This is a genomic window from Sorangium sp. So ce131 (assembly GCF_051519095.1).
Classification (GTDB): Bacteria; Myxococcota_A; Polyangia; order Polyangiales; family Polyangiaceae; genus Sorangium.
In genome coordinates this window covers 10,329,481-10,351,216 of record NZ_CP150455.1, presented here as the reverse complement: position 1 = coordinate 10,351,216, position 21,736 = coordinate 10,329,481, and the positions used below count along the sequence as shown (strand labels likewise).

Sequence of the window (21,736 nt, the reverse complement as noted above, 5' to 3'; positions counted from 1 at the left end):
TGGAGCCGGCATCACTTTCCGGATGCCTCCCGGAGCTTCGCCAAGGGAGAACCAGCGATACGTATCCCTGCAGGCTAACGGCAAAACCTGCTGGGTCAAGCGCTCGACGAGGGAGACCCCTGCGCGCGCCGCGATCGCGAGCGGCCGAGAGCCATGGTTTCGCCGGAGAAGAACGCGCCCGCGGGTCGTATTTGAAGTAGTGTAAAGCCGCGGTCATGGACGAGCAGGAGCGACTCCTCCGGCCGATCGAGCACGAGACGTTCAGCTGTCGGCTGTCGTGAGCACGGGCCCATCGCCAGCGAGACCGGGCGTCGACACGATATGATGCTAGATAGACCATTCACCATGACGTCAGCACTACCGATGCAGTCGAGGGTGTCACCCCGCAGGGGCTCACCCGTTCGTGGAGCAATGACCACTCCCGCGCCGAGCGCCCCGCGGGGGCGGCGCCGCGCGAGCGCCCGGAGCGTCGCCGTCGCTGCTGCAGCGGTCGCGCTGGGCGCCGGCTGCGGCGAGCCCGCGGGGCGGGATCCCGCGCAGGCGGCCATGGCAAACGCGCTCGGCGCCGACAACCTGCTCCGCGATTCGTCGTTCGAGGCGGACGCCGCGGGGTGGGCTGCGTGGCAGGGCCACCTCACCACCGTCGAGCGGCCCGACGCGCCGGAGGGTGCTCGTGTCGCGCGCGTCACCTTCGGCGGCGCCGGGGACGCCTACTCCATCGACGACGATCCGGACACCGTCCCGTGGGCGATGGCGGGCACCACGTACCGGGCGTGCGCGTCCGTCGCCGCGGCCTCCTCCTCGGCGGTCGGCAAGCCGATCCACATCACCCTGCGCGAGCGCACCCCCGCCGGCGAGTGGCTCTCCGACGCGAGCGCTCCCAGCGTCGCGCTCACGAGCTCGTTTCAGCGGATCTGCGTGGAGGCCAGCGTGGCCCGGAGCTTCGACCCGATCGACGCCTACGTGCTGCAGGAAGACGCGGCGCCGGGCGACGCCTTCGACGTGGACGCCTTCGAGGTGACGACCTCGGCGACGCTGCGCGACCGGGCCGGCTTCGCCAACGGCTTCATCCAGCGTTACTGGGCCGGCGACACGCTGGCGGCGCACCTCGATACCATGGCCGGCTCGGGCGCGCGCTGGCTGCGCGTCGAGGTCCATGGCTATGACCACACCGACCCGGACCTGAACTGGGGCGGGTTGGACGGGCTCCTCGACGGCTGGGGCGCGCGCGGCGGGGAGTCCGTGGTGCTGATCATCCTGCACCGCGATCGCGACGAGCAGGGCCGACAGGACCTCGACCCGGACCATTACCGCGCGTTCGCCACGGCCGTCGTGGAGAAGGTCGCGGGGCGCGCGCGTGTGTACGAGATCGAGAACGAGCCCGTGCTCGACGACTACGGGGGCGCCTCCCTCGCGGAGAAAGCGCGGCTCTACGCCGAGAACGCGCTGGTGCCGGCGTCGCTCGCCATCAAGGCGGCGGATCCTGATGCGGTGGTGCTCGCGGGGAGCGGGTCGCTCTGGCCGCTCGAGGACGCCCAGCTCTGGATGGAGACGCTCTACACCCACGCGGCTGGGGCGTTCGATGGGGTCGCCGCTCACCCCTACACATGGCCGTCGCCTCCCACCCCGGACAACGGCATCTTCCAGAACCTCGACGTTGTCGCGGCGATCCTCGCCGCGCACGGCGACGCCCACAAGCCGATCGTCATCACCGAGTGGGGCGTACCCACGGGCGGAACGGCGCCCGTCCCGGGCTTCGTGCCTGTCAGTGAAGAAGAGCAGGCGCGCCAGATGCGCGTGTTCTGGGACACGTGGGTCCAGAAGCCGTACGGAGGCCCTGCCTTCGTCTACGCCCTCATCGATGCTTCCGATCAGCCCGAGAGCACGGAGGGCCACTTCGGCCTGCTGCGCGTGGACGGCAGCGAGAAGCCGAGCATGGCGGCGTGGACGAGCCGCATCGATCAAGCGCGCTGACGCGGGCTCGCCAGGGAGCTCCGGCCGCATCGATCAAGCGCGCTGACGCGGGCTCGCCAGGGAGCTCCGCGCGGCGCGGGCGCCTTCTGCGAGCCGACCGCGAGCCCGTGCACGTGAACCTGGCCGACGGCGCCGCGTGCAGCGATGGCGACGCGTGTACCCAGAGCGACACCTGCCAGGCCGGCGCCTGCGTCAGCGGCCCGGGCTGCCCCGCGGGCCAGAGCTGCGTCGGCGGCGCTTGCACGGTCTCCCAGTGCCTCGGGACGGTCGGGCTCTCCGGGCCGCCGGCGTCGCCGGTGGGCGGGACCCCCGCCGCGGTCGCGGCGGCGGACCTGAACGGCGACGGCGAGGACGACCCGGGCTGCCTCCTCATCGCCGAGGGCGACGGCACGGCTCAGGGTGCCGGCGAGCACCGCACCGGAATCCTGGCGGGACTCTTCCGCGGGGGCGAACCGTCGCGATCTGTCGCTTTCCCGGGGATTTGGGGGAGGGCGTGACGACGGATCGCAGCCCCTCGGAAGGCGTGGGCCCAACCCGGGCCCAAGGGTCGAGCGCCGGGCCTGGGGAGCTCGCCGTGACTGATCAGTCGCATCGGGCGGCCGTCGTCGCCTCGCTCGCCAGCACCCTGAGCCGCGCCGTCGCCGTCGGGGACGAGGTGGCGGCCCGGGTCGTTCACGAGGCGATCGGTCGGCTGCTCGGGCTGCCGGTGACACCGGAGGGGTGAGCAAGCCGGGCCGAGCGTCGAGCCCGCCGCTCGCGCGGACTCGCTGGCCTGAGCAGCGCCAGGAAGATGGCGACCCGAAGCGCCTGGTCAGGCGCCGCGTTGGGTGGATACTCCAGCCGGACGGGATAGAGCGTCGTGGCCCACCCAAGAAGGAGTGAGCAACTCGCAGTTGGTCGACCAGGGGGGCAGAGGTGGACCTCCGGCACGTGCGGGCGGCACGCCGAGGGACGAGCGACGGAGGCGCCGCAATGCGCGAAGGACGCCCGCGTGGCCCAGGGGATGAGCTCGCAGCGGTAGGCCTCGCCGTTCGCGCAGCCGAGCGCGCTGCCCTGGCTCAGCGACACGGAGTGCACGTATTCACCGCTGACGCACGCCGCGCACTGCCAGCCGGTCAGCGCTTGCGCCCCCGCAGCGATCGGCTCGGCCAGCGCTGCATCCGCCCCCTCGGCCGTGCCGAGGCCTGCGCGTGGTCCCTCGGCGACATCTTCCCTGACACGGGGGGCCGCGGGCGGCGCGAAGACGCTCGTCGCCGGCACCGCGGTCGCGCGCGACGTCGCTGCCCGCGCGTTCGCTGAGCTCTCGAAGGCGGAGGTCGCGAAGCTTCATGAGCTGCTGCTTCGTATCAGCGAGACCCCGGACGAGTAGACCGGGGCGGCGACTTGAACTCAGGCCGCGGAGTACGGATGGACCGAAATCCGCGTCGGCGCCTCGGCCAGCAGAGCCAGGATCTCCTCGCGAAGTTCGTCAGCCAGCGGGCCATTCTCATAGGCGTTCTTCGCCTCGTCGGACTTGAACACCTCCACGCACCACAGAAGATCCGGGTCGCCGTCTTCCCGACAGATGATCCACCGGTCCGATGCGCCCGATTTCTCCATTCCAACCGTGGCTAGTTGGAACAGCTTGTCACGCGCTCCAGGCTTGGCGCGCATCTTGATAATGTAGGCTGGCTGCTGCTTCAGCATCTGTGGTCGGGAAGTCTCGTCCTCGCCGCTCGAGCGTGCACAGGTCCGGCGATTCCAGATCGACGCCCCCGCACAGATGAAACCGACCATGATGGGATAGACGGCGCAACGTTCGACGAGGCCGATGAGGACGTTGGCCCCCGAGCTGGCGACCGCGAGGAAGGCCACCATCGAGGCGAGCCCGAACACGCCGAGGACGACCATGGCCCTCCCAGCTTTCGGAGTGACTCCGATTTGTTGGCGCTGGCGTCCAAGGAGGATCACGAGCACGTTGCCTCCGACGATAGACGCGAAGGCGCCCAAGCCGTGATAGTCGACTGCGCCGCCGGGCGGCTCTCCGGAACCGGGGTTGAACGCCAGCAAGACGCCGCCAAGCGCCACGAGAGCTCCCAGGATGAGCGCTGCCCAGCGGCGCCAGCTTCGCAGGCCCTTGAGCGCGGCGACACCGATGAGGAACATGATCCCGAAGAGGAAGAACCCGGTGTTCATGACCCACGCGAGTGGCGAGTTCATGAACTGGCCAAGAGCCTCGAGGGGGCCACGGACTCCCAGGTTGCTGATGTAGTGATACGTGTAGCTGTATGGAGGATCCGTCCATGCCGCGGCGGCGATGAACTCGGCGAGGAAGAAGATCACTGCCGCGGCGACGAGCACCGCGCCGGCGGGGCGACGTTGCATCATCTGGTTCGCCTCGGGGGCGGGCCTCGCGCGCTCCTTTCGTTCGGAGCTGGAAGTGGGGTTGTTCTCGGTCATAGTCGGGTTCTCTCGGTTGTCGAGCGCGAGGCTCAGCGAAACAGCGACAGGTCGATGGACTTTGGCGTCCGGGGTCGAGCCGGTGCCTTCGGTGAGGGAGTCGTTCCGTACTCGTTGGTAAAGCGGCTGCGCACCTGACGCCCACCGCCGCTGATGCGCACCACGTGGCGTTCGCGAAGGGCTCGACCGCAGCGACCGACGCGTCGGGTGCTTGGGGCGAGGCGCCCCGTGCCGCCCCATGTTGAACAGCCTGCACCGTCGCGTTCAGCCCCACCAGGACATTGATCGCAACGGTTTCAGACCCTATAGGTCTGAAATCATGGAGCTACGTCACCTGCGGTACTTCATCGCCGTCGCGGAAGCGGAGCACTTCGGAAGGGCGGCCGAGCAGCTTCACGTCTCGCAGTCGCCCTTGAGCCGGCAAATCGCTCAGCTCGAAGAGGAGATCGGCGTCGAGCTCTTCGTGCCCTCGGGACGCGGGGTGAAGCTGTCCGCCGCCGGTCGGAGTTTCCTCGAAGGTGCGCGTGCGACCCTAGCTCGCGCCACGCTCGCGGTCGAGGACGCCCGCGCGACGGCGCAAGGCCGTATCGGGACGGTCGTGGTCGGATTCGACGGCGCCCTGGCTGACACCCTCCTGCTGCCTGGGATCGTGCAGACGTTCCGCGCGCGTCATCCGCGCGTCGAGGTACGCCTTCGGCCGCTGCCGAGCGAGGAGCAGGTCGCCGCGCTGCGCGATGGCAAGATCTCAGTCGGGTACGGCTATCATTCGCCGGAAGACAACCCGCTCTTCCGCGTCCGCGTGCTGTATCGCGAGCGCGTCGGCGTTGTGATGTCGAAGAGCCATCGCCTCGCTGCACGGCGCACACTGAGGGTCGCGGACCTGAAGCACGAGCGCTTCCTCTGGCCTCCGCGCAAGGAGGGCCCGCGCCTCTACGACGACATCATCGCCGCCTTCCGAGCGCGTGACCATACGCTCGAACTCGCCCACGAGGATGCCGGCAGCGATGTGATCCTCATGCTCGTGGCGAGCGGCGAAGGTCTCAGCTTGTTTCCCGAGAGTTCCGCGTCGACGCTCCTTGCCGGAGTGGTGTTCAAGCGGGTTCGGGACCTCGACGTTGTCATCCTTGGCCGCTCGGTGTGGCGCGCCGACGACAAGGACCCGCTCGTGCGGTCGCTCCTCGAGATCACGAATTCGGTGCATGGATCCTCACGGTAGGCATGCGCCAGGTCGATCCCGCGACTGAAAGCGCGCGCATCTTCCGTTCGCATCTGGGGCATCGCAAAGCATCGAACCCGAAGGTGCGTTTCATGAGCACAGCCCACTCGACGTAGCGCGACGTTGCGAACAACTCCCCGTCGAGCAGCCGCCCCCAGTGCAAGACCGAGAGTGGCCTGCAACAGTGTCCTCGCAGGGTCGAAGTCCACCGGCCGGCTCGGCTTTGGGCAGCACTGCTGGTGCGTAAGGACCGCTTGCGTCGCGCATTCTTGACGGGATCGAGGGGCGCAGCGTCAGGCGCTTGCCCTCGTGCTCGACCCACGGCGCCGCCTCGGCAGCGGCGAAGCAGTGCGCCACCGTGACGAGCTGCCCGGCCAAGAAGCCCTGGTCGAGCTCCCACGCCTTGCCGTCGAGCGAGAGCACGTTGTCGGCGGAGAGGCGGCGACGGCTGCGCACCGTCAGCGCGGTGCGCAGCCTCGTCTCGTCGATCGCGCCCTCGCCGGCGGGCTTTTGCGCATACACCTTGGCTGGGCTCTTGCCCATCAGCCCAGCGTGCGGCGCCGTGTGGTAGCGCCGGTCAAGGAAGGCCTGTAGCCGAGCGTTGAGGTCCTGGAGCGACACGACGTCGCCGAGGAAATTCAGGCACCCCTCGCGCAGCGTCCGCCAGAAGCGCTCCATCTTGCCGCGCGCCTCGGGGTCATAGGGCCCCGTTGGGCCACGTCGGAGCCGCCCTCGGCGGCGAAGCAGGCGGAAATTATGAAAATCGCTACTGTTTCCGGCGACTGCTCGTCATCGATCGGTGTTTCTGGCGGGATTTCTGACACGCGCTAGCCCGCTCAGCCGGCGTACCCCGCGACGGCCGGGCTCACCGCGGGCGACCCCGCCGTGCGCGCCGCGAGCAGCACGCGCAGGAACATGCCGGGCGTCATCAGCGACTCGGGGCGATCGAGCAGGTTCATCACGCGCACGAACTGCACGAACACCTCGCGATCCACCTGCGCCGCCCGGTGCAGCATCCCGGTGTACCAGCGCATGACGGGCTGGAGGAGCGGCCGCTGCCCCTCGGTCTCCGGATAGGCGAGGTCCTCCCCGGTGGACATCTGCCACGGGGTCTCGACCACCTTCGCCGCGGCCGCCTGGTAATGCCGGGTGAGCCCCGCGATTGCGCCCTGGCCCGCGCGGCGGCGCTGCTCCACGAGCGCCTCGCCGAGCGCGACCGCCTGGAGGCAAGCCGACGTCATGCCCTGTCCGTAGACGGGGTTGAAGCTCGCGTGGGCGTCGCCGAGCACGGCGAGCCCCTCGGGCAGGCGCGCCGCGCGCTCGTAATGCCGGCGGACGTGCGCCGGGAACTTGTAGGTGAAGACCTCCGTCTCCGGCTCGGCCGCGAGCAGCGCCCGGTAGAGCGTGTCGTTCGGCAGGCCCCGCGCGTACTCCAGGAACCCCTCGGGGTCGGCGGGCGCGTGATCGCCGAAGAGCCCCGCGAGCAGCACCATCCAGCGCCCGCCCTCGATCGGCGCGATGCAGCCGAACCGCCGGCTGTCGGACGGCGAGCCGAGCACGTACAGGCTCTTCCACGAGAACTTCGACGGGTCCCGCGGCCGGTACTGCCGGCTCGCGTAACCCACCTGCACCTTGATCGTCGACTCCTCCGGCCGCTCGTACCCGAGCGCCTCGAGCCACGCCGGCGTCCGCGAGCCGCGACCGCTGGCGTCCACCACGAGGTCCGCCTGCAGCTGCTCGGGCCCGGCCTGCCCGTCGCGCCGCCGGACCACGACGCCCGTGAGCCGCGAGCGATCGGGCGACGCCGAGAGATCGAGCACGTCGTGCCCGTCCAGGCGGCGCACGCGGGGCAGCGCGAAGGTGCGTCGCCGCACGTGCGCCTCGAGCAGCGGGCGGCTCATGCTCACCGTCCGCACCCCCGTCTGGCAGCGCAGCTTCCACGCGCCGAGGTGGTGCCAGGCGAGGCCGAGGCCGAAGTCGTAGGCGTGCGCCCCGTCCGCGACCAGCGCCTCGGTGAGCCCGGGGAACAGGTCGTTCAGGATCGTCTCCCCGCGCCCGAGCAGGCCGTGGAGCTGGCGAGACTGCGGCACGCCCTTGCGGGGCTCGCGGAGGTCGTCGGGGATGCCGTCGCGCTCGACGACGGTGACCTCGTCGAAATGGTCGGCGAGCACGCGCGCCGCGACGAGGCCCGCGAGGCTCCCGCCGAGGACAACGGCCCTGCGGCCGCCGAGAGAGTCGCTAGAACGGAGGTTCTGCTGGATAACGTGGTTCATGGCGACTGGTCATTGCAACGCGCGGGCCGTCGCCGACGGACACCCCACGACGCGCCGCGCGCCGTCCCGGGGAGGGTGATCCACACGCGCCGGGGGCTCTCGTGCCCGCCCTGCGCGAGCGGCACACGGCAGATCTCCTGGCACCGTGGCGGATGGTGCCAGCGATCCGGCCGGCGATCTGGCGGCTGCGACCCTCAGCGATGGCGGCTCGCGCCCTCACCTCGCCGCCGCGGCCCTGCGGTTCCGCGGCGTCCCGCGGCGCCTCAGGGCGGCGCGTCCTGCTCGCGGAGGAGCCGGTACCACGCGATCATCCGCGGGAGCCCTTCCGCGAGCGGCACCGTCGGCGCATACCCGAGCTCCCGCTTCGCCTTGGTGATGTCCGGCCGGCGGCGGCTCGGGTCGCCGACCGGGTACCCCTCCGGCGGGGCGGCGAGGCGGATGTCGAGCGGCTCGCCGAGGGCCTCTTCCACCTTCCTCGCCAGGTCGCGCATCGAGATCTCCTCGGCGTCGGAGCCGATGTTGTAGACCTCGCCGGGCCGACCGAGCAGGAGCGCGCGCAGGAAGCCGTTCACCCCGTCGGTCGCGTAGCAGAACGTGCGTGTCTGTGTCCCGTCCCCGAAGACCTCGAGGGCCCTCCGGTCGAGCGCGGCGCCGAGGAAGCTCGGCAGCACGCGGTAGTCGTCGCGCCGCATCCCGGGGCCGTAGACGTTGAAGGGGCGGACGATCGTCACCGGGACGCCGTACTTCCGGTGGTAGACGGTCGCGATCGTCTCGCCGAGGCGCTTCGACTCGTCGTAACAGGCGCGGAGCCCCGTGGGCGAGACGCGCCCCGGGTAGTCCTCCGGGGTCGGGATGAGCTCCGGCGGCGGATCGCCGTAGATCTCGCTCGAGCTGAAGTAGAGGACGGCCTCGGGGCGCGTGCGGCGCGCGAGCTCCAGGACGTTCCGGATGCCGTCGATGGCCGCGGTGATCGTCTCGAGCGGGTACCTGGCGTAAACCACCGGCGAGGCGATCCCGGCGGCGTGGAGGATGAAATCGGGGTTCACCTCGCCCCGGTAGGGCTCCGTCACATCGTGCTTCTCGAAGGTGAGCGCCGGATCGTCGAGGTCGAAGAACCGGCTGTCCTTCGTCCCCGTGATGAAGTTGTCGAGCGCGACGATCCGCGCCGGCCGCGCGAGCCTGCTCCGGCTCAGCTCCTGGAGGACGCCGACGAGGTAGCTCCCGATGAACCCGGCCGCCCCGGTGATGAGCACGGTCTTCCCGTCGAGCCGGTGGGCCACATCCTCCAGCATCGCCGAGAGACGCCGCAGCTCCTCGCTGAGAAGACGTTCCATGATGCCCGGCTCTTACCCGAAGCCCGCCGGCGGTGGAACTGGAACGATGTGCTTTTTCGTCGGAGCGTTGTCCACGACCGGATAACGCGCGGATAGCGCGTACTCGACCGAAGAGAGCGCCTTCCTTCATCGTGCTCCCGACTCTCGTGCTTCGCCCCGTCGCGCGTCCGCCCCCAACGAGCGCCATGCCGGTGCCGCGGCCTCGCCCGATGGCGGTAAGGCGCTGCGGTCACTAGGCTTGATCCCGGGCAGCGGGGGGATCCATGGCACAACATCGAGCGATCGTGATCGGAACCGGTTTTGGCGGCGCGGTCTCGGCCTGCCGCCTCGCCCAGGCCGGATTCGCGGTGACCGTGCTGGAGCGCGGACGCCGCTACGACCAGGCGGTCCCTGAATTCCCACAAGGCCCGCCCGATCAGTGGCTCTGGAAAAAGACGGGAGGGATGTACGACGTCCGGCCCATCGATCAGATGCGCGTCGTGCAGTCGGCGGCCTACGGCGGCGGCTCGTTGATCTACGCGAACGTGCACCTGCGCGCGCCCGCGGACGTCTTCGCGCGCGGGTGGCCCGAGGGCTACAGCCGCGAGGTGCTCGACCCGTATTACGATCTCGTCGCCTACATGCTGGACGTCCAGCCGATCACCCGCTCACCCGGGGGGGCGCCGCCCAAGACGCGGCAGATGGTCGAGGCGCTCTCCCGGCTGGAGCGCGGAGGCCAGAGCTTCTATCCGCCGCTGGCCATCAACTTCTCCGACGATCCGACGCTCCGGCCGAACAAGTTCGGGGTGCTCCAGGGCGGGTGCGTCGACTGCGGCGAGTGCACCCTGGGCTGCCGCCACCGGGCGCGGAACACCCTGGACATGAACTACCTCCCGCTCGCCGAGCGCGCCGGCGCGGTGATGCGCACGCAGTGCGAGGTCGAGCTGATAGAGCCGCTCTCCGGCGCTGAGGGGCAACGGTACCGCGTGACGTACCGCGACCACGGACGCGGCGGACAGGTGCTGTCGGAGGAGGCCGAGCACGTCTTCGTCTGCGGGGGCGCGCTCAACTCGACGGAGCTGCTCCTGCGCTGCAGGGAGGCGGGCGCGATGCGGCAGCTCAGCGAGCAGCTCGGCGCGGGATACTCGGGCAACGGGGACATGCTCGCCCTCGGCTTCGACGTCGCCGCGCCGTTCGAGCCGGACCGCGGGCCGCCCATCACCGTGGGCGTCGTCTACGCGCGCCCGGGCGGGCGCGACGCGGGGTGGTTCCTCATCGAGGACGGCGGCTTCCCGAAGGAGCTCTGGCCGATCCTGAGGCTCGCGCGGCCGCACACCCACTGGCGCTCGCCGATGTTCACGGCGCTCCACAGGCGCTGGACGGCCACGGCGGAGCCGCCGACCGCCGACGTGATCGACGAGATCGTGGAGGCCGCGTCCAAGCAGCCGCCGCCCCCGGTCACGCCGGAGGAGATGCGGCACACCGCGGTCTTCCTGGTCATGGGGCGAGACCTGGCCAACGGGCGGATCGAGCTCGTGAAGGGCGACAGGAAGCTGTCGGTCCGGTGGGACGTCGCGTCGAACCTGCTGCTCTACAGCGTGGCAGAGCGGCTCGCCCAGGACATCGTCACGCAGCTCAGGGGCAATTACGCCGTCTCTCCGCTCTGGCGGTTCGCGCACCTGCCGATCACCGTCCACAGCCTCGGCGGCTGCCGCATGGGGGACAGCGCGGCCGACGGCGTCACGAGCGGGCTCGGGGAGGTGTTCAATTACCCGAACCTCTTCGTGCTCGATGGCTCGATCCTGCCGGCGGCGACCGGGGTCAACCCCTCGCACACCATCGCCGCGGTGGCCGAGCGGAACATCGAGCAGATCATCCGGCGGATCACCGGCCAGGAGGGCTGGACGGCGCCGGAGCGCGCGCACGCGACGCCGTACGCGGATCCGCTGACGGCCATCGCGATACCGACCGAGGGGACGTCGCCGCCGCGGCACACGGGGCTCGGCCTGATGTTCCGTGAGCGGCTCGCCGGATCCTGGGAGAGCCGCGCGGAAGGGGCGGCCGCCGGGCGCGCGGCGCCTCGCCGGGTGCGCCTTCGCCTGCGCATCACCATCTCGTACCTGGCCAGGTTCATCAGCGATCCGGCGCACCCGGCGGTCGTGACGGGCACGGTGTTCGCGGAGGGCCTGACCGCACGGAGGACCGCGATCAAGGAGGGAGTCTGGAACCTGTTCGCCGCCGGCGGGACCGGTCCGGATCGGGAGATCCGCTACGTGCTCCCGTTCTACGGCGACGGGGGCCGGCGGTTCACGCTGCGCGGCGCCCGGGTCTTCCGGTCGCGGGGTGTCGCTGCCTTGTGGCGGATGTGGCGAGAGGGCGCCGCGCTCCCCTTCCGGATCCAGGAGGGAGACGACGAGCAGGGGCGCGTGGTGGGCGAGGGCATGACGCGGCTCCGGGCGATCGACGTCGTGCATCTCCTCCTGTCGTTCCGGGTACCCGGGGGGCGCATCCTGCCGGACAAGACGCGGGCGGTGTTCGGGTTCCTCGCGTTCTTCTTCCGCGCGCTCTTCCAGATCGCGCGAGGGCGCTGACCGACGCGGCCGGCCTCCGGCTCAAGCCGCCGTCACGGGACGCTCGTCGGGTCGGCCGGGTCGCTGCCAGCGTCCCGCTCGTCACCGTCCCGTGCGCCATCGCCGTCGCGATCGACGCCGATACGCTCGCCCGATCCCGGCGGCACGCAGGTATACGTCAGCTCGCCGTCGCTCCCGCCGGCGAGCAGGCGGAGCTCGGCGCTGGACCGCCACGGCTCGAGCTCGCGGTCGGCGGCGAACAGGCCATTTCCCGTGTATAAAAAGCCAATCTCCTCGCCGTAGGATTGACCTTTGACGACGAGATCACAATCGCCAGCGTCAGCGCGCGCCACGAGCAGATCGATGCGCGGACCGGCCACCGCACCGTTCGATGACGTGAGCGTGATCTGCTGACCCACGATCGGCTTCAGGTTCGACTCCAGCGCCAGCATGTACGCCGCCACCTGGTGCTTCAGGAGGTCCCCCTCGGGGCCGACGGGGAAGCCGCCAGGGTTCTCCGGAATCTGGACGAAATCGGAGAAGGAGTTGAAGCGGAAGAGCGTATCGACGGCGCCGTCGTGGAGGAACCCGAAGCCGCGGACCTGGTCACCCATGTGAGCGTTGGAGCCGCCGAACGGGAACACGAACGACTCCGCCATGCCGAACATCCCGACCTTCTGGTACTGGTTGCGCAGGTGCGGGACCTTGAACACCTGGGACTCGTTGGCGTTGGCCGAGCCGCCGTCGCTGCCGAAGAAGCCCGGCGCGGAGGCGCCGGGGTTGGCCTCGGGATCGACGACGTGACACCCGATGCACGAGGCGCCGAGGATGCTCGAGACGGGGCCCCCGAAGAAGGCGCGTCCCGCGAGCTGGTCGGGCGTGAGCGAGTCGTCGAGCGCGCGGATGGGGCTCGGCGGGTAGGTGACCTGGAGGATGAAGTCCGTGAAGGCGTCCATATCCTCCTCGGAGATCGACTCGTCTCGCCCGAGCAGATCGACGAACGATGCCCGGAACTCCCTGAACGCTGCCCGCTCGTCGAACACACCGCTGTCCGGCTGGGACGTGGGGGCATCATGGCCGCCCGTGCGGTCGCCGCGCCAGTGCATCGGCCCGTGGTTGGCCATCCCGCGCAGGCTCTGGGTCGTCATCGGCCCCTTCATCGGATGGAGGCTCGGATCCAGGCCGAAGAGCTCGGTGCAGAACGGTCCTGGGTTCTCCAGGACGGAGCCGTCCGGATTCCCGAGATCCCACGCGAGGCTATCGAAGTCGCCGAAGATGTGGCAGCTCGCGCAGGACGAGTCGCCGTGGCTCGAGCTCAGCGACGCGTCGTAGAGAACGCGGCGCCCCCGGACGACGCTCGGAGGCTCCGGGTTGTGCATCGGCACGTGCGCGACCTCACGGCGGGTCCGCGTATTGATGACCGAGATTGCGTTGTCGAAGCGCGTGAGCACGTAGAGCCGCTTCCGGCGCTCATCGAGCACGAGGCCGGTCGGGCCGCCTCCAGGGACGTGGATCTGGTTCGCCGTGCTGGGCACGAACGTGTCGTCCTCGAGCGCCGCGGTGTCGAAGACGCCGATCTTGTCCGAGCCGAGCGCCGCGACATACAGGGTCGCGCCGTCGCTCGTCACGGCCATCTCCAGCGGCTGTGCCAGGCTCCTCGCGCTCTCGGCGTTCGCGACCGGCGCGCAGCAGCTGCTGTAATCGATGTGCTTGTTGAGGTGCCTCGGGGCGACGCCGGTCGGACCGAGGACGGTGATCCGGCTCTCGTGCAGGTGGCCTCGCACGCTGTGGCCGGCGAAGAGGCCCGCTCCCTCGAACCGCTCCTCGTTGCGGGCGTCGGTGTTGGACACGTAGATCTTCTTGTTCACCGGGTTCACGACCATGTTGAACAGGATGGTCCCCACGCCGGAGAAGAAGCCGCCCGGCCCGTCCACCTGGCGAGGCGGATCGGCGAGCGCGTCGATGACGAAGACATCCTTGTCGGGCAGCGAGAAGCGCACCACGTCATCCCAGGGACGATCCAGCTCGTCGACCCAGTGGGTCCCGTCGAACTTGACGATGAGCCCCACCTCCGGCTGCGGGATCCCCTCGAAATTGGCGTTGGGCCAGGGCAATCCGCCCGCGGCCTCCCCGCCGTTCGGCACGAGGCTCTCGTCGATGGCGGTCGTGCGGTTGCCCGAGTGGAAGGCGGCCGCGTACACCCTGCTGCCGTCCGGCGTCACTGCGAGCGCGCGGGGGGTGTCGCCGAAGAGCGTCACGATGGAGAGCGGCGCGCCGCCGAGCGAGGTTCCGAGCTGGTCGGCGTCGAACACCCAGACATCCGCGCGCCCCACGCCGGGCGTCGTGATCTGCGGATCGAAGGGGATGTTTTGCCCGCGGTGGGCCGCGGTGATGAAGGCGCGCGAGCGCCCCGGTCCAGCGAATACGATGTCGCGCGGCTCATCTCCGACGAGCAGCGTGCGCACGACGTGCGCGTTGCCCGCGTCTCGGACGTCGACCACGCTCACGCTGTCGGACAGGTGGTTCACCACCCAGACTTCGTCGTTGCTCCGGGCAGCCACGGCGACCGGCTCGAGGCCCACGGGCACAGAAGCCTTGTGCTGCAACCGGTTTGCTCGGACGTGGAAGATCTCCAGCCGGTTGTCGGGCGTGTTCACCGCGAAGAGCAGCTGACCGTTCGCAGAGAGGGCCAGGGGGCGGACCTGGCCCGATTCGAACGTCGTAAACGGCGTGGCAGCCGCCGCGGGGTGGGCGGCAACGAGGAGCGCGGCTGTGACACCGGAACACACAGCCACAAAATGACGCAGATGGCGGAAAGATAACATCTTTTCAGACTATTCAAAAAAGAACAATTTCGCAACTGGTTGAAGCTCGCGAGCTCGCGCGGTGGCCTAAGCCGCGCGCGACCCGAGCGCGACGGCGCGTCTGCCGCCTCGGCAACACCTCCCGCGAACGCGCTCTCGCGACGACCTACCGGTGCCCCGCTGTATGTCTTGCAGCTCCGCGCCGGGTGGCCGCCCGCAGCGCGTCACTCTCCGCCGAGCCCGGCGACCCTCGACAGGATGGCGTTCACCTGGGCGGCCTCCACCGGCTTCGTGAGGTGAAAGTCGAACCCGGCCTCCCGGCTCTTCTGCCGGTATTCTTCCGCCCCCCAGCCGGTCAGGGCGACCAGCACCGTCGACCGGAGCGCCGGGTCCTCGCGGAGCCTCCTCGCGACCTCGTAGCCGCTGAACCCCGGGAGGCCGATGTCGAGGAACGCGACGTCGGGGCGGAACGTCTGGACGGCCTCCAGGGCGCCCGGGCCGTCGTACGCGATCTGGGTGTCGTGGCCGAAGATCTCGAGCAAGAGGGCGAGGGTCTCGGCGCCGTCCCGGTTGTCGTCGACGACCAGGACGCGTTTGCCCGCCACCTTGGCCTCCGCGCGGCCGTTCTCAGGGGCCTCCGCGCGGGCCGGCGCGGGGGCGTCCAGGAGCGGCAGCCGCGCGGTGAACGTGCTCCCCCGATTCGGGCCCTCGCTCTCCACCTGCACCGTTCCGCCGTGCATCTCGACGAGCCGGTGGACGAGCGTCAGGCCGATGCCGAGGCCCCCGTGGGCGCGCTCCAGGGTGCGATTCGCCTGGGCGAACATCTCGAAGACGCGAGGGAGCATCTCCCCCGAGATGCCGACGCCGGAGTCCTTGACCACGACGAGCGCCTCGCGCTCCTCCCGGCGGACCGAGACATCGATACGGCCGCCGTCGGGGGTGTATTTCGCCGCGTTGTTGATGAGGTTGCTCACCACCTGCGCCAGCCGGGTGAGATCGGCGTCGAGCCACAGCGGCTCGTCCGGCAGCGCGACGGAGAGCTGGTGCCTCCCGGCCTCGATGAGCGGGCGGCTCGCCTCGACGGCGTTCTCGATGACGGTCTCGAGATCGATCCGCTCCTTGCGGAGATCGATCTTCCCGCGGGTGATCCGCGAGACGTCGAGCAGATCGTCGATGAGGCGCACCATGTGCGCGAGCTGCCGCTCCATGATGGCCAGGGTCCTCTCGGCCTCCGGGCCGTCGGCCGGAACCCGCTTGAGGGTCTGGAGCCCCGTGCGGATCGGCGCGAGCGGGTTCCTGAGCTCGTGGGCGAGGATGGCGAGGAACTCGTCCTTCCGCCGGTCGGCCTCCTTGAGCGCCTCCTCGGCCCGCCGCCGCGCGGTGATGTTGCGGCTCACGGTCGCGAACCCGGTGAGCCGCCCGGAGGTATCCCTGAGCGCCACGACGCCGTAGGTCATCCAGATCGGCTCCCCGGTCTTGAAGTGCCGGAACCGGACCTCGATCTCGGCCGCCCCTTCGCGCGCGACGCGGGGGAGGAACTCGTCGCGGATGGTCGGATGATCTTCCGGAAAGAAGAAGTCGAGCACCTTGGTCGCCCGGAACTCGTCGGCGCTGTCCAGCCCGACCAGGGCCATGCCCGCTTGGTTCACGTAGAGCGGCGAGAGGTCCGGCCCGGCGATGCCGACGAAGTCATGCGCGTTCTCGGCGAGCAGGGCGAACCGCGTCCGCTCGACCTCCGCCCGCACCCGCTCGATGTGCGCCCACGAGCGCTCCACCACCTCTTCCACGGTGGTGATCTCTTCAGGGAGCCAGTCGCGCGGGGCAGCCTGGTGGACGGCCATCATCGCGACCAGCCGCCCCCCTTTCACGAGCGGACAGCAGACGATCGCCTTGATGCCGAGCGCGTTGAACATGTTTGCCCCCTCCGAGGGGGCGACCTCCCGGTCCATGTCCCGCACCACGAGCGTCCGACCCGCGCGCATGTCCGCCGCGGCGCGGGGGCCGAACCGGTCGAGCGAGTACGTGCCGGCGGAGCTCGGGGCCCCGTGGGCCGCCCAGTCCTCGTGAATCGTGAACTGGTCGTTGTCGGGCTCCACGCCGGCGTAGGCGCAGCGCGTGGCCTTCAGGTGCTCGCCCAGGAGCCGGGTCGTGGCGGTCATCACGTCCCTGGGATCCACCGCCGACCGCGTCGCCTCGCCCACCGCGTAGAGGAGCCGCAGGCGCTCCTCGGCCCGCTTCCGGGCGGTGATGTCCTGAACGACGGCGAGGAGCCGGGCCGGCCGCCCCGCGGCCCGGCGGACCACGGAGTCGGTCACATGGACCCAGAGCAGCGTGCCGTCCTTGCGGACATACCGCTTCTCGAACTGGTACTCGGGGATCTCGCCCCGCTCGAGGCGCTCCACCGCGGCCTGGTGGTCGGCCCGGTCGTCCGGGTGGGTGAGGTCGGCGAGGGTCATGCCTCGGGTCAGCTCCTCCCGGGTGTAGCCGGTCATCTCGCAGAACTTCTGGTTCACACGGATGAGCTGGCCAGTCGGAAGCTCCACCTCCGCGCTCCCGGCCGCGGCCGCCTCGAACAGGGTCCGGTACTCCGCTTCCCTCTCCTGGAGGGCCGCCGCGGCCGCCTTCTGCGCGCGCCGCGCGCAGGCCTCGTCGAGCGCCCGCGCGACGGCGGCCGGGAGCGCGGAGAGGCGCTGCTTCATGACGTAGTCGGTCGCCCCGCGCTTCAGCGCCTCGACCGCGCGCTCCTCTCCCGGCGTCCCGGAGACGAAGACGAACGCCGCCTCGGGCTGGTGCTCGCGGGCGAGCTCCAGCGAGGCGAGCCCCTCCAGCGCCGGAAGCTCGTAGTCGGAGAGGATGAGGTCGTAAGGCCTCTCCTGGAGCCGTGCCACGAAGTCGTCGCGGCCACTGACGCGTTCGACCGCTACCGGGAGCCCCGCCAGATCGAGCCGCTCGCGGACGCGCGCGGCGTCGAGCTCGTTGTCCTCCAGAAGCAGCACGGCGGCGACCGGCGGGCGCATGGTCGTTTGCTCATACAATGCTTCGAGGTCGGACGCCCGGTCCGCGCGATCCGGCCGCCCGAGGCAAGCGAAGGACCTGAACCGAGCCTCTCCGTCCTGAAAGAACGAGGGTTGCCCGCCCTGCTCCGGGGCAGCGCCTTTCCACCTCCGGTGGGGGTGGCGAGGATGTAACCTCACCGGCCATGTCGACTTCGTGCAAGCTTCGTTACTCCAGGGCCTGCGGAGCGCCGGGAGAAAGGCTGCCTGCGTGCCGCCGCTGCTGATCCTCACCTATGTCGGGTTCGTGAGCCTCGGGCTGCCCGACGCGGTGCTCGGCGTCGCGTGGCCCTCGCTGCGCACGGCGTTCGCCCTGCCCCAGAGCGCCCTTGGCGCGCTCCTGGTCGGGACGGGCGCGGGGTATTTCTCGTCCGGGATCGCGGCGGGGAGGCTGGTGGAGCGGCTCGGGGTGGGCAAGCTGCTCGCCGTCAGCAGCGGACTCATCACGGTCGCCATGCTCGCTTATGCGTCGACGCCGGTCTGGCCGCTCCTGATCCTCTGCGGGCTGATCGCCGGCCTGGGCTCGGGCGCGATCGACGCGGGGCTCAACGCGTACGCGGCGAGCAACTTCTCCGCGCGCCACATGAACTGGCTGCACGCCTGCTACTGCGTCGGCGCGGCGCTCGGGCCGCTCATCGCGACGGCGGCGCTCGCGACCACCGGCTCCTGGCGCTGGGGCTACGCGATCCTCGGCGCGATCATGCTGGTCCTGACCACGGCGTTCGCCCTGGCCAAGGCGTCGTTCCGCGCGCCCGCGGCGGCCGGCGCGGGCGCCCAGGATGCGCCGGGCGCCCAGGATGCGCCGGGCGCCCCGACCGGCGCGGCGCTGCGGCAGGGCCGCGTGTGGCTGCAGATCGCGGTGTTCTTTCTCTACGTCGGCCTCGAGGTGACGCTCGGGCAATGGAGCTTCACGGTGAACACCGAGGCGCGCGGCGTGGCGACGGAGACGGCCGGCGTCTGGGCGGGCGCCTACTGGGCCAGCCTCGGCGTCGGCCGCTTCCTGCTCGGGATCGCGGTGGATCGGGTCGGCGCGGACCGGCTGCTCCGCATGGCCACGGTCGCGGCGCTGCTCGGCAGCGCGCTGTTCGCGGTCGGCCCGGCGTGGCCGGGGGCCGTGGGGCTCATGCTGGCCGGGCTCGGCCTCGCGCCCATCTACCCGACGTTGATGTCCCGCACCCCGGCTCGTCTCGGCCCGTACACGGCCCATGCGATCGGGTTCCAGGTGAGCGCGGGCATGATCGGCGGCATCGTCCTGCCCAGCATCGGCGGCCTCCTCGCCGCGCGGGTGGGGCTCTCGGCGGTCGGCGCGCTCGCGGTGGTCGCGGCCGTGGGCCTCTTTCTGCTGCACGAGGCGCTGCTCCGCGCGACGCGCGAGCCCGCGGAGCGCCGGGCGGGCTGATGGCCCGAGGCGGCGCCGCCAGGGCGGCGAGGACGCCGGGAGCTCGCGGTCTTCCCGGCGTCCCGCCTGCCGTCAGAACTCGAGCGGCAGCGAATGGAAGCCGCGGAAGAGCAGGCTCTCGAACTTGGGCCGCGGCGCGTGCTCGCTGGACAGGCGCAGGTCGGGCATGCGCCGCAGGACGGCCGCGAGGCTGATCTCGAGCTCCCGGCGCGCGAGGCCGGCGCCCAGGACCGCGACAGGAACATGCTCGATCGTCGGCGTAGCGCGGCGCGGCGCGCCGCCCGGACGCCGTGGGTCGAGGGGCGACGGGCGCGCCCTCGTTAGCAGATCATTCCGATCTTGCGCATCTCCTCGACGTCCTTGTCGCTCGGGCGGCGGTGCCGCCCGAGGAGCACGTCGCCGAGCCAGAGGAGGTTGTAGTTGCAGTGCATGTACCGGTGATGGAGGTAGTGGTGCCGCGAGATGAAGCGCACGTACCGGGTGTCGAGCAGCCACCGCATCGGCGCCGACGCGCGGGCCATGGCCTCGGCGCGGGGCATGTGCAGGTACGGGTGGAGCACCAGCGAGGACAGCGGGTAGATCACGAGCGCGGCCAGGGCGCCGAGCAGCGCCGGCACGGGCAGGAAGAACACGTACGCGGCGAAGAACGGCAGCACCGGGGCGGCGAACGCGAGGATCCCGAGGCCGGCGAGCGAGACGCCGTATTTCTCCTGGATGATCCGCCGGCTGCCCTGGGTCTCGACGATCCAGCGATCGAGGCGCTCTTGCTCCTCGAGGCTCCTGAACTGCTGGACGTGGCTCTCGCGGTAGGTCTTGCCGTGGTGCACGACGGTGTGGCTCGTATAGGCGCGCAGCAGCGGACGGCCGGCGGCGCCGAGCTTCTGCGCCGCGCGGCGGGTCCTGCCGCTCGCGTGCAGCGCGTTCCGGTGAAGAAACGACTCCGCCACGGAGACGGTGAGGTAGCCGAGCGCCGCGCCCGCCACCAGCTGGATAACCCCTGTAGTCAACGCCACGGGATGCATCGTTAACGCTCCTTTGCCTGGTGCTTCTCTTCGCGAGGACGTGCGCGTCCACCCGCTGTAGGGCGCTGCGCCTCTCGTCCTCGCCGCTGCGTGTATGGCAATCGCGATGCCACCCGGCCGCGCCGCTGCGCCCGCGAGGATCTGCCGTGTTCAGGCGGCCGGAGCCCTCGCGGCGGCGCGCGCTCTCCCTCGTCGGCTGGAGGTCGACGCCCTCGGCTGGAGGCAGGCGCCCTCGGTCGGGGGCCGTCGCCCATCGCGCTGAAGGCCGGCCCCCCCGGCTGGAGGTTGGCCCCTCCAGGCGCGCCGCCCGCGCGCCCCGCGGCCACCCGCGTCGCGCCGCGCCGGAGGCGCTCTGCGCGCTGGATCCCGGGCCTCGCGCGGCCTGGCATCCTCGCTGCAAAGGCGCCTCTCGGCAGAGCGCGCGGGCCGCCCGGTGAGCGCGTCGCCCGCTGCCGCTCCTACCCCATCCTCCACGAGTACCCAGAGACCCGAAGCCCGGCCGGGCAGCGCGCCACGGCGGAGAAGAAAGGCACGAGAGGACCCATGGCCCAGCAGCATGCCGCGTACTGCACCCCCGCGATCGGCCTCGAGCCGCCGGCCGCCGCACGTCGGCCCGACAGCCCCTCTCTCCTGCGCGGCCACGTCGCGACGATCGCGGCGTTCGTCGCGAACGGCTTCGCCTCGGACCTCCCGTCCGCGCTCCCCTTTCGATTCCGTGTCTCGGGCGGCGTCCACGGCCCGGCGACGTTGACCGGCCTGTACTTCCCGACGCCTGGCAGCCGCGAGCTGGTCGTCCTGCTCCACGGCATGGGCGGGAACGTCCGCTCGGCTTACCAGCGCCGGGCGACATCGGCCCTGTGCGCGCTGGGCATGTCGGTGCTCCGCCTCGGCCAGCGCGGCTCGTCGCGCGACCCGGAGGATCTCCACCACGCCGGGCTCTGGGAGGACCTCGCCGCGGTGCTGCGCGACGACGCGACCGTCGGCCGTTACGAGCGGGTCTATGTCGTCGGCTTCTCGATGGGCGGGCACGTGGCGCTCCACCTCGCGGCGGCGCGGCGCCCGCGGCTCGCCGCGGTGGCCTCGATCTGCTCGCCCCTGTACCTCGACGGCGCCGTCCGCCACATGGACCGCCCGGAGAGCGCCGTGTATCGGCGCCACGTCCTCGCGGGCCTGCAGCAGATGTACCGGGACATCGCGCGGCGGCGGCCGGTGCCGGTCTCTCCCGCCGAGGTCGATCGCGCGGAGACCCTGCGCGCGTGGGACGAGCTCACCGTCGTCCGCCGCTTCGGCTTCCGCGATCCCACGGAGTACTACGAGTCCCAGAGCGCCGGCAGGATCCTCGGCGCGATCGCCACGCCGGCGCTGCTCCTCTACTCGCCTCAGGATCCGATGGTGCCGCCGTCGACGCTCGCCGGCCTCGAGGCGCACGCGCGGCGCTCGCCGGCCGTCCGCGTCGCCTGGATGGATGGCGGCGGCCACATCGCCTTCCCCCGCAGGCTGGATCTCGGGCTCGGCCCGGCGGTCCCCTGCACCCCGTACGAGCAGATCGCCGCCTGGCTGCGCCGCCAGCCGGCCCCGGAGGCCGCGTCATGAGCGCTCGGGACCTCGCCGCCGTCCCTGTCATCGCCGCCGTCGCCGCCGCCGATAGCACACCTCGCTCCGCTGGAGAGATG

At 71.0% G+C, this 21,736-nt stretch carries 13 protein-coding genes and 1 pseudogene; 7 read left to right on the top strand and 7 right to left on the bottom strand.

From position 1 onward, the window contains the following. The first annotated feature begins 411 nt into the window (after nt 1-411). The 3 genes from WMF43_RS37575 (at nt 412) to WMF43_RS37565 (ending at nt 2,698) form a co-directional block, all read left to right on the top strand. Nucleotides 412-1,974: a hypothetical protein gene (locus WMF43_RS37575; RefSeq protein WP_437672280.1), complete on the top strand. Its 1,563-nt coding sequence runs from the start codon at nt 412-414 to the stop codon at nt 1,972-1,974. 107 nt (nt 1,975-2,081) lie between these two features. After that, nucleotides 2,082-2,471 (top strand): FG-GAP repeat domain-containing protein, encoded by a 390-nt coding sequence (locus WMF43_RS37570; RefSeq protein WP_437672278.1) that lies wholly within the window; start codon nt 2,082-2,084, stop codon nt 2,469-2,471. Nucleotides 2,472-2,548: 77 nt separating this feature from the next. After that, complete coding sequence (locus WMF43_RS37565; protein WP_437672276.1) at nt 2,549-2,698, top strand: hypothetical protein; 150 nt, start codon at nt 2,549-2,551, stop codon at nt 2,696-2,698. Between the two features lie 665 nt (nt 2,699-3,363). Here the strand turns inward: WMF43_RS37565 and WMF43_RS37560 are convergent. After that, entirely contained in the window at nt 3,364-4,413 is a 1,050-nt protein-coding gene (locus WMF43_RS37560) for a DUF998 domain-containing protein (RefSeq protein ID WP_437672274.1), read from the bottom strand. Nucleotides 4,414-4,651: 238 nt separating this feature from the next. Between WMF43_RS37560 and WMF43_RS37555 the strand changes: the two genes are divergently transcribed. After that, the gene (locus WMF43_RS37555; RefSeq protein ID WP_437672272.1) at nt 4,652-5,629 is read left to right on the top strand and encodes a LysR family transcriptional regulator; all 978 of its coding nucleotides are present in this window, start codon (nt 4,652-4,654) and stop codon (nt 5,627-5,629) included. 164 nt (nt 5,630-5,793) lie between these two features. Here the strand turns inward: WMF43_RS37555 and WMF43_RS37550 are convergent. From WMF43_RS37550 to WMF43_RS37540, 3 genes and pseudogenes are all read right to left on the bottom strand, one after another. Further along, nucleotides 5,794-6,334, bottom strand: a pseudogene (locus tag WMF43_RS37550) (integrase core domain-containing protein); the annotation flags it as partial. 131 nt (nt 6,335-6,465) lie between these two features. Next, a complete protein-coding gene (locus WMF43_RS37545) occupies nt 6,466-7,902 on the bottom strand; it encodes an FAD-dependent oxidoreductase (protein WP_437672270.1) in 1,437 nt (478 codons plus the stop codon). Between the two features lie 263 nt (nt 7,903-8,165). Further along, nucleotides 8,166-9,236 (bottom strand): NAD-dependent epimerase/dehydratase family protein, encoded by a 1,071-nt coding sequence (locus WMF43_RS37540; RefSeq protein WP_437672269.1) that lies wholly within the window; start codon nt 9,234-9,236, stop codon nt 8,166-8,168. Between the two features lie 263 nt (nt 9,237-9,499). On the opposite strand from WMF43_RS37540, the gene WMF43_RS37535 reads away from it, so the two are divergent. Continuing rightward, nucleotides 9,500-11,806 carry a GMC oxidoreductase gene (locus WMF43_RS37535; protein WP_437672267.1) on the top strand — a complete coding sequence of 769 codons (2,307 nt, stop codon included), beginning with the start codon at nt 9,500-9,502 and terminating at the stop codon, nt 11,804-11,806. A 32-nt stretch (nt 11,807-11,838) separates the two neighbouring features. On the opposite strand, the gene WMF43_RS37530 is transcribed toward WMF43_RS37535, so the two are convergent. Together WMF43_RS37530 and WMF43_RS37525 are read right to left on the bottom strand one after the other, a co-directional pair. Further along, the gene (locus WMF43_RS37530) at nt 11,839-14,610 is read right to left on the bottom strand and encodes a beta-propeller fold lactonase family protein (RefSeq protein ID WP_437672265.1); all 2,772 of its coding nucleotides are present in this window, start codon (nt 14,608-14,610) and stop codon (nt 11,839-11,841) included. A 203-nt stretch (nt 14,611-14,813) separates the two neighbouring features. Then, on the bottom strand, nt 14,814-17,606 hold the full coding sequence (locus WMF43_RS37525; RefSeq protein ID WP_437672263.1) for a PAS domain S-box protein: 2,793 nt from the start codon (nt 17,604-17,606) through the stop codon (nt 14,814-14,816). 247 nt (nt 17,607-17,853) lie between these two features. Here WMF43_RS37525 and WMF43_RS37520 point away from each other — a divergent pair, with 247 nt between their 5' ends. After that, complete coding sequence (locus WMF43_RS37520) at nt 17,854-19,041, top strand: MFS transporter (protein ID WP_437672261.1); 1,188 nt, start codon at nt 17,854-17,856, stop codon at nt 19,039-19,041. A gap of 320 nt (nt 19,042-19,361) precedes the next feature. Here the strand turns inward: WMF43_RS37520 and WMF43_RS37515 are convergent, their stop codons facing one another. After that, entirely contained in the window at nt 19,362-20,054 is a 693-nt protein-coding gene (locus WMF43_RS37515; RefSeq protein ID WP_437672259.1) for a hypothetical protein, read from the bottom strand. Between the two features lie 552 nt (nt 20,055-20,606). Between WMF43_RS37515 and WMF43_RS37510 the strand changes: the two genes are divergently transcribed. Next, the gene (locus tag WMF43_RS37510; protein ID WP_437672257.1) at nt 20,607-21,656 is read left to right on the top strand and encodes an alpha/beta fold hydrolase; all 1,050 of its coding nucleotides are present in this window, start codon (nt 20,607-20,609) and stop codon (nt 21,654-21,656) included. The last annotated feature ends 80 nt before the right edge of the window (nt 21,657-21,736 follow it).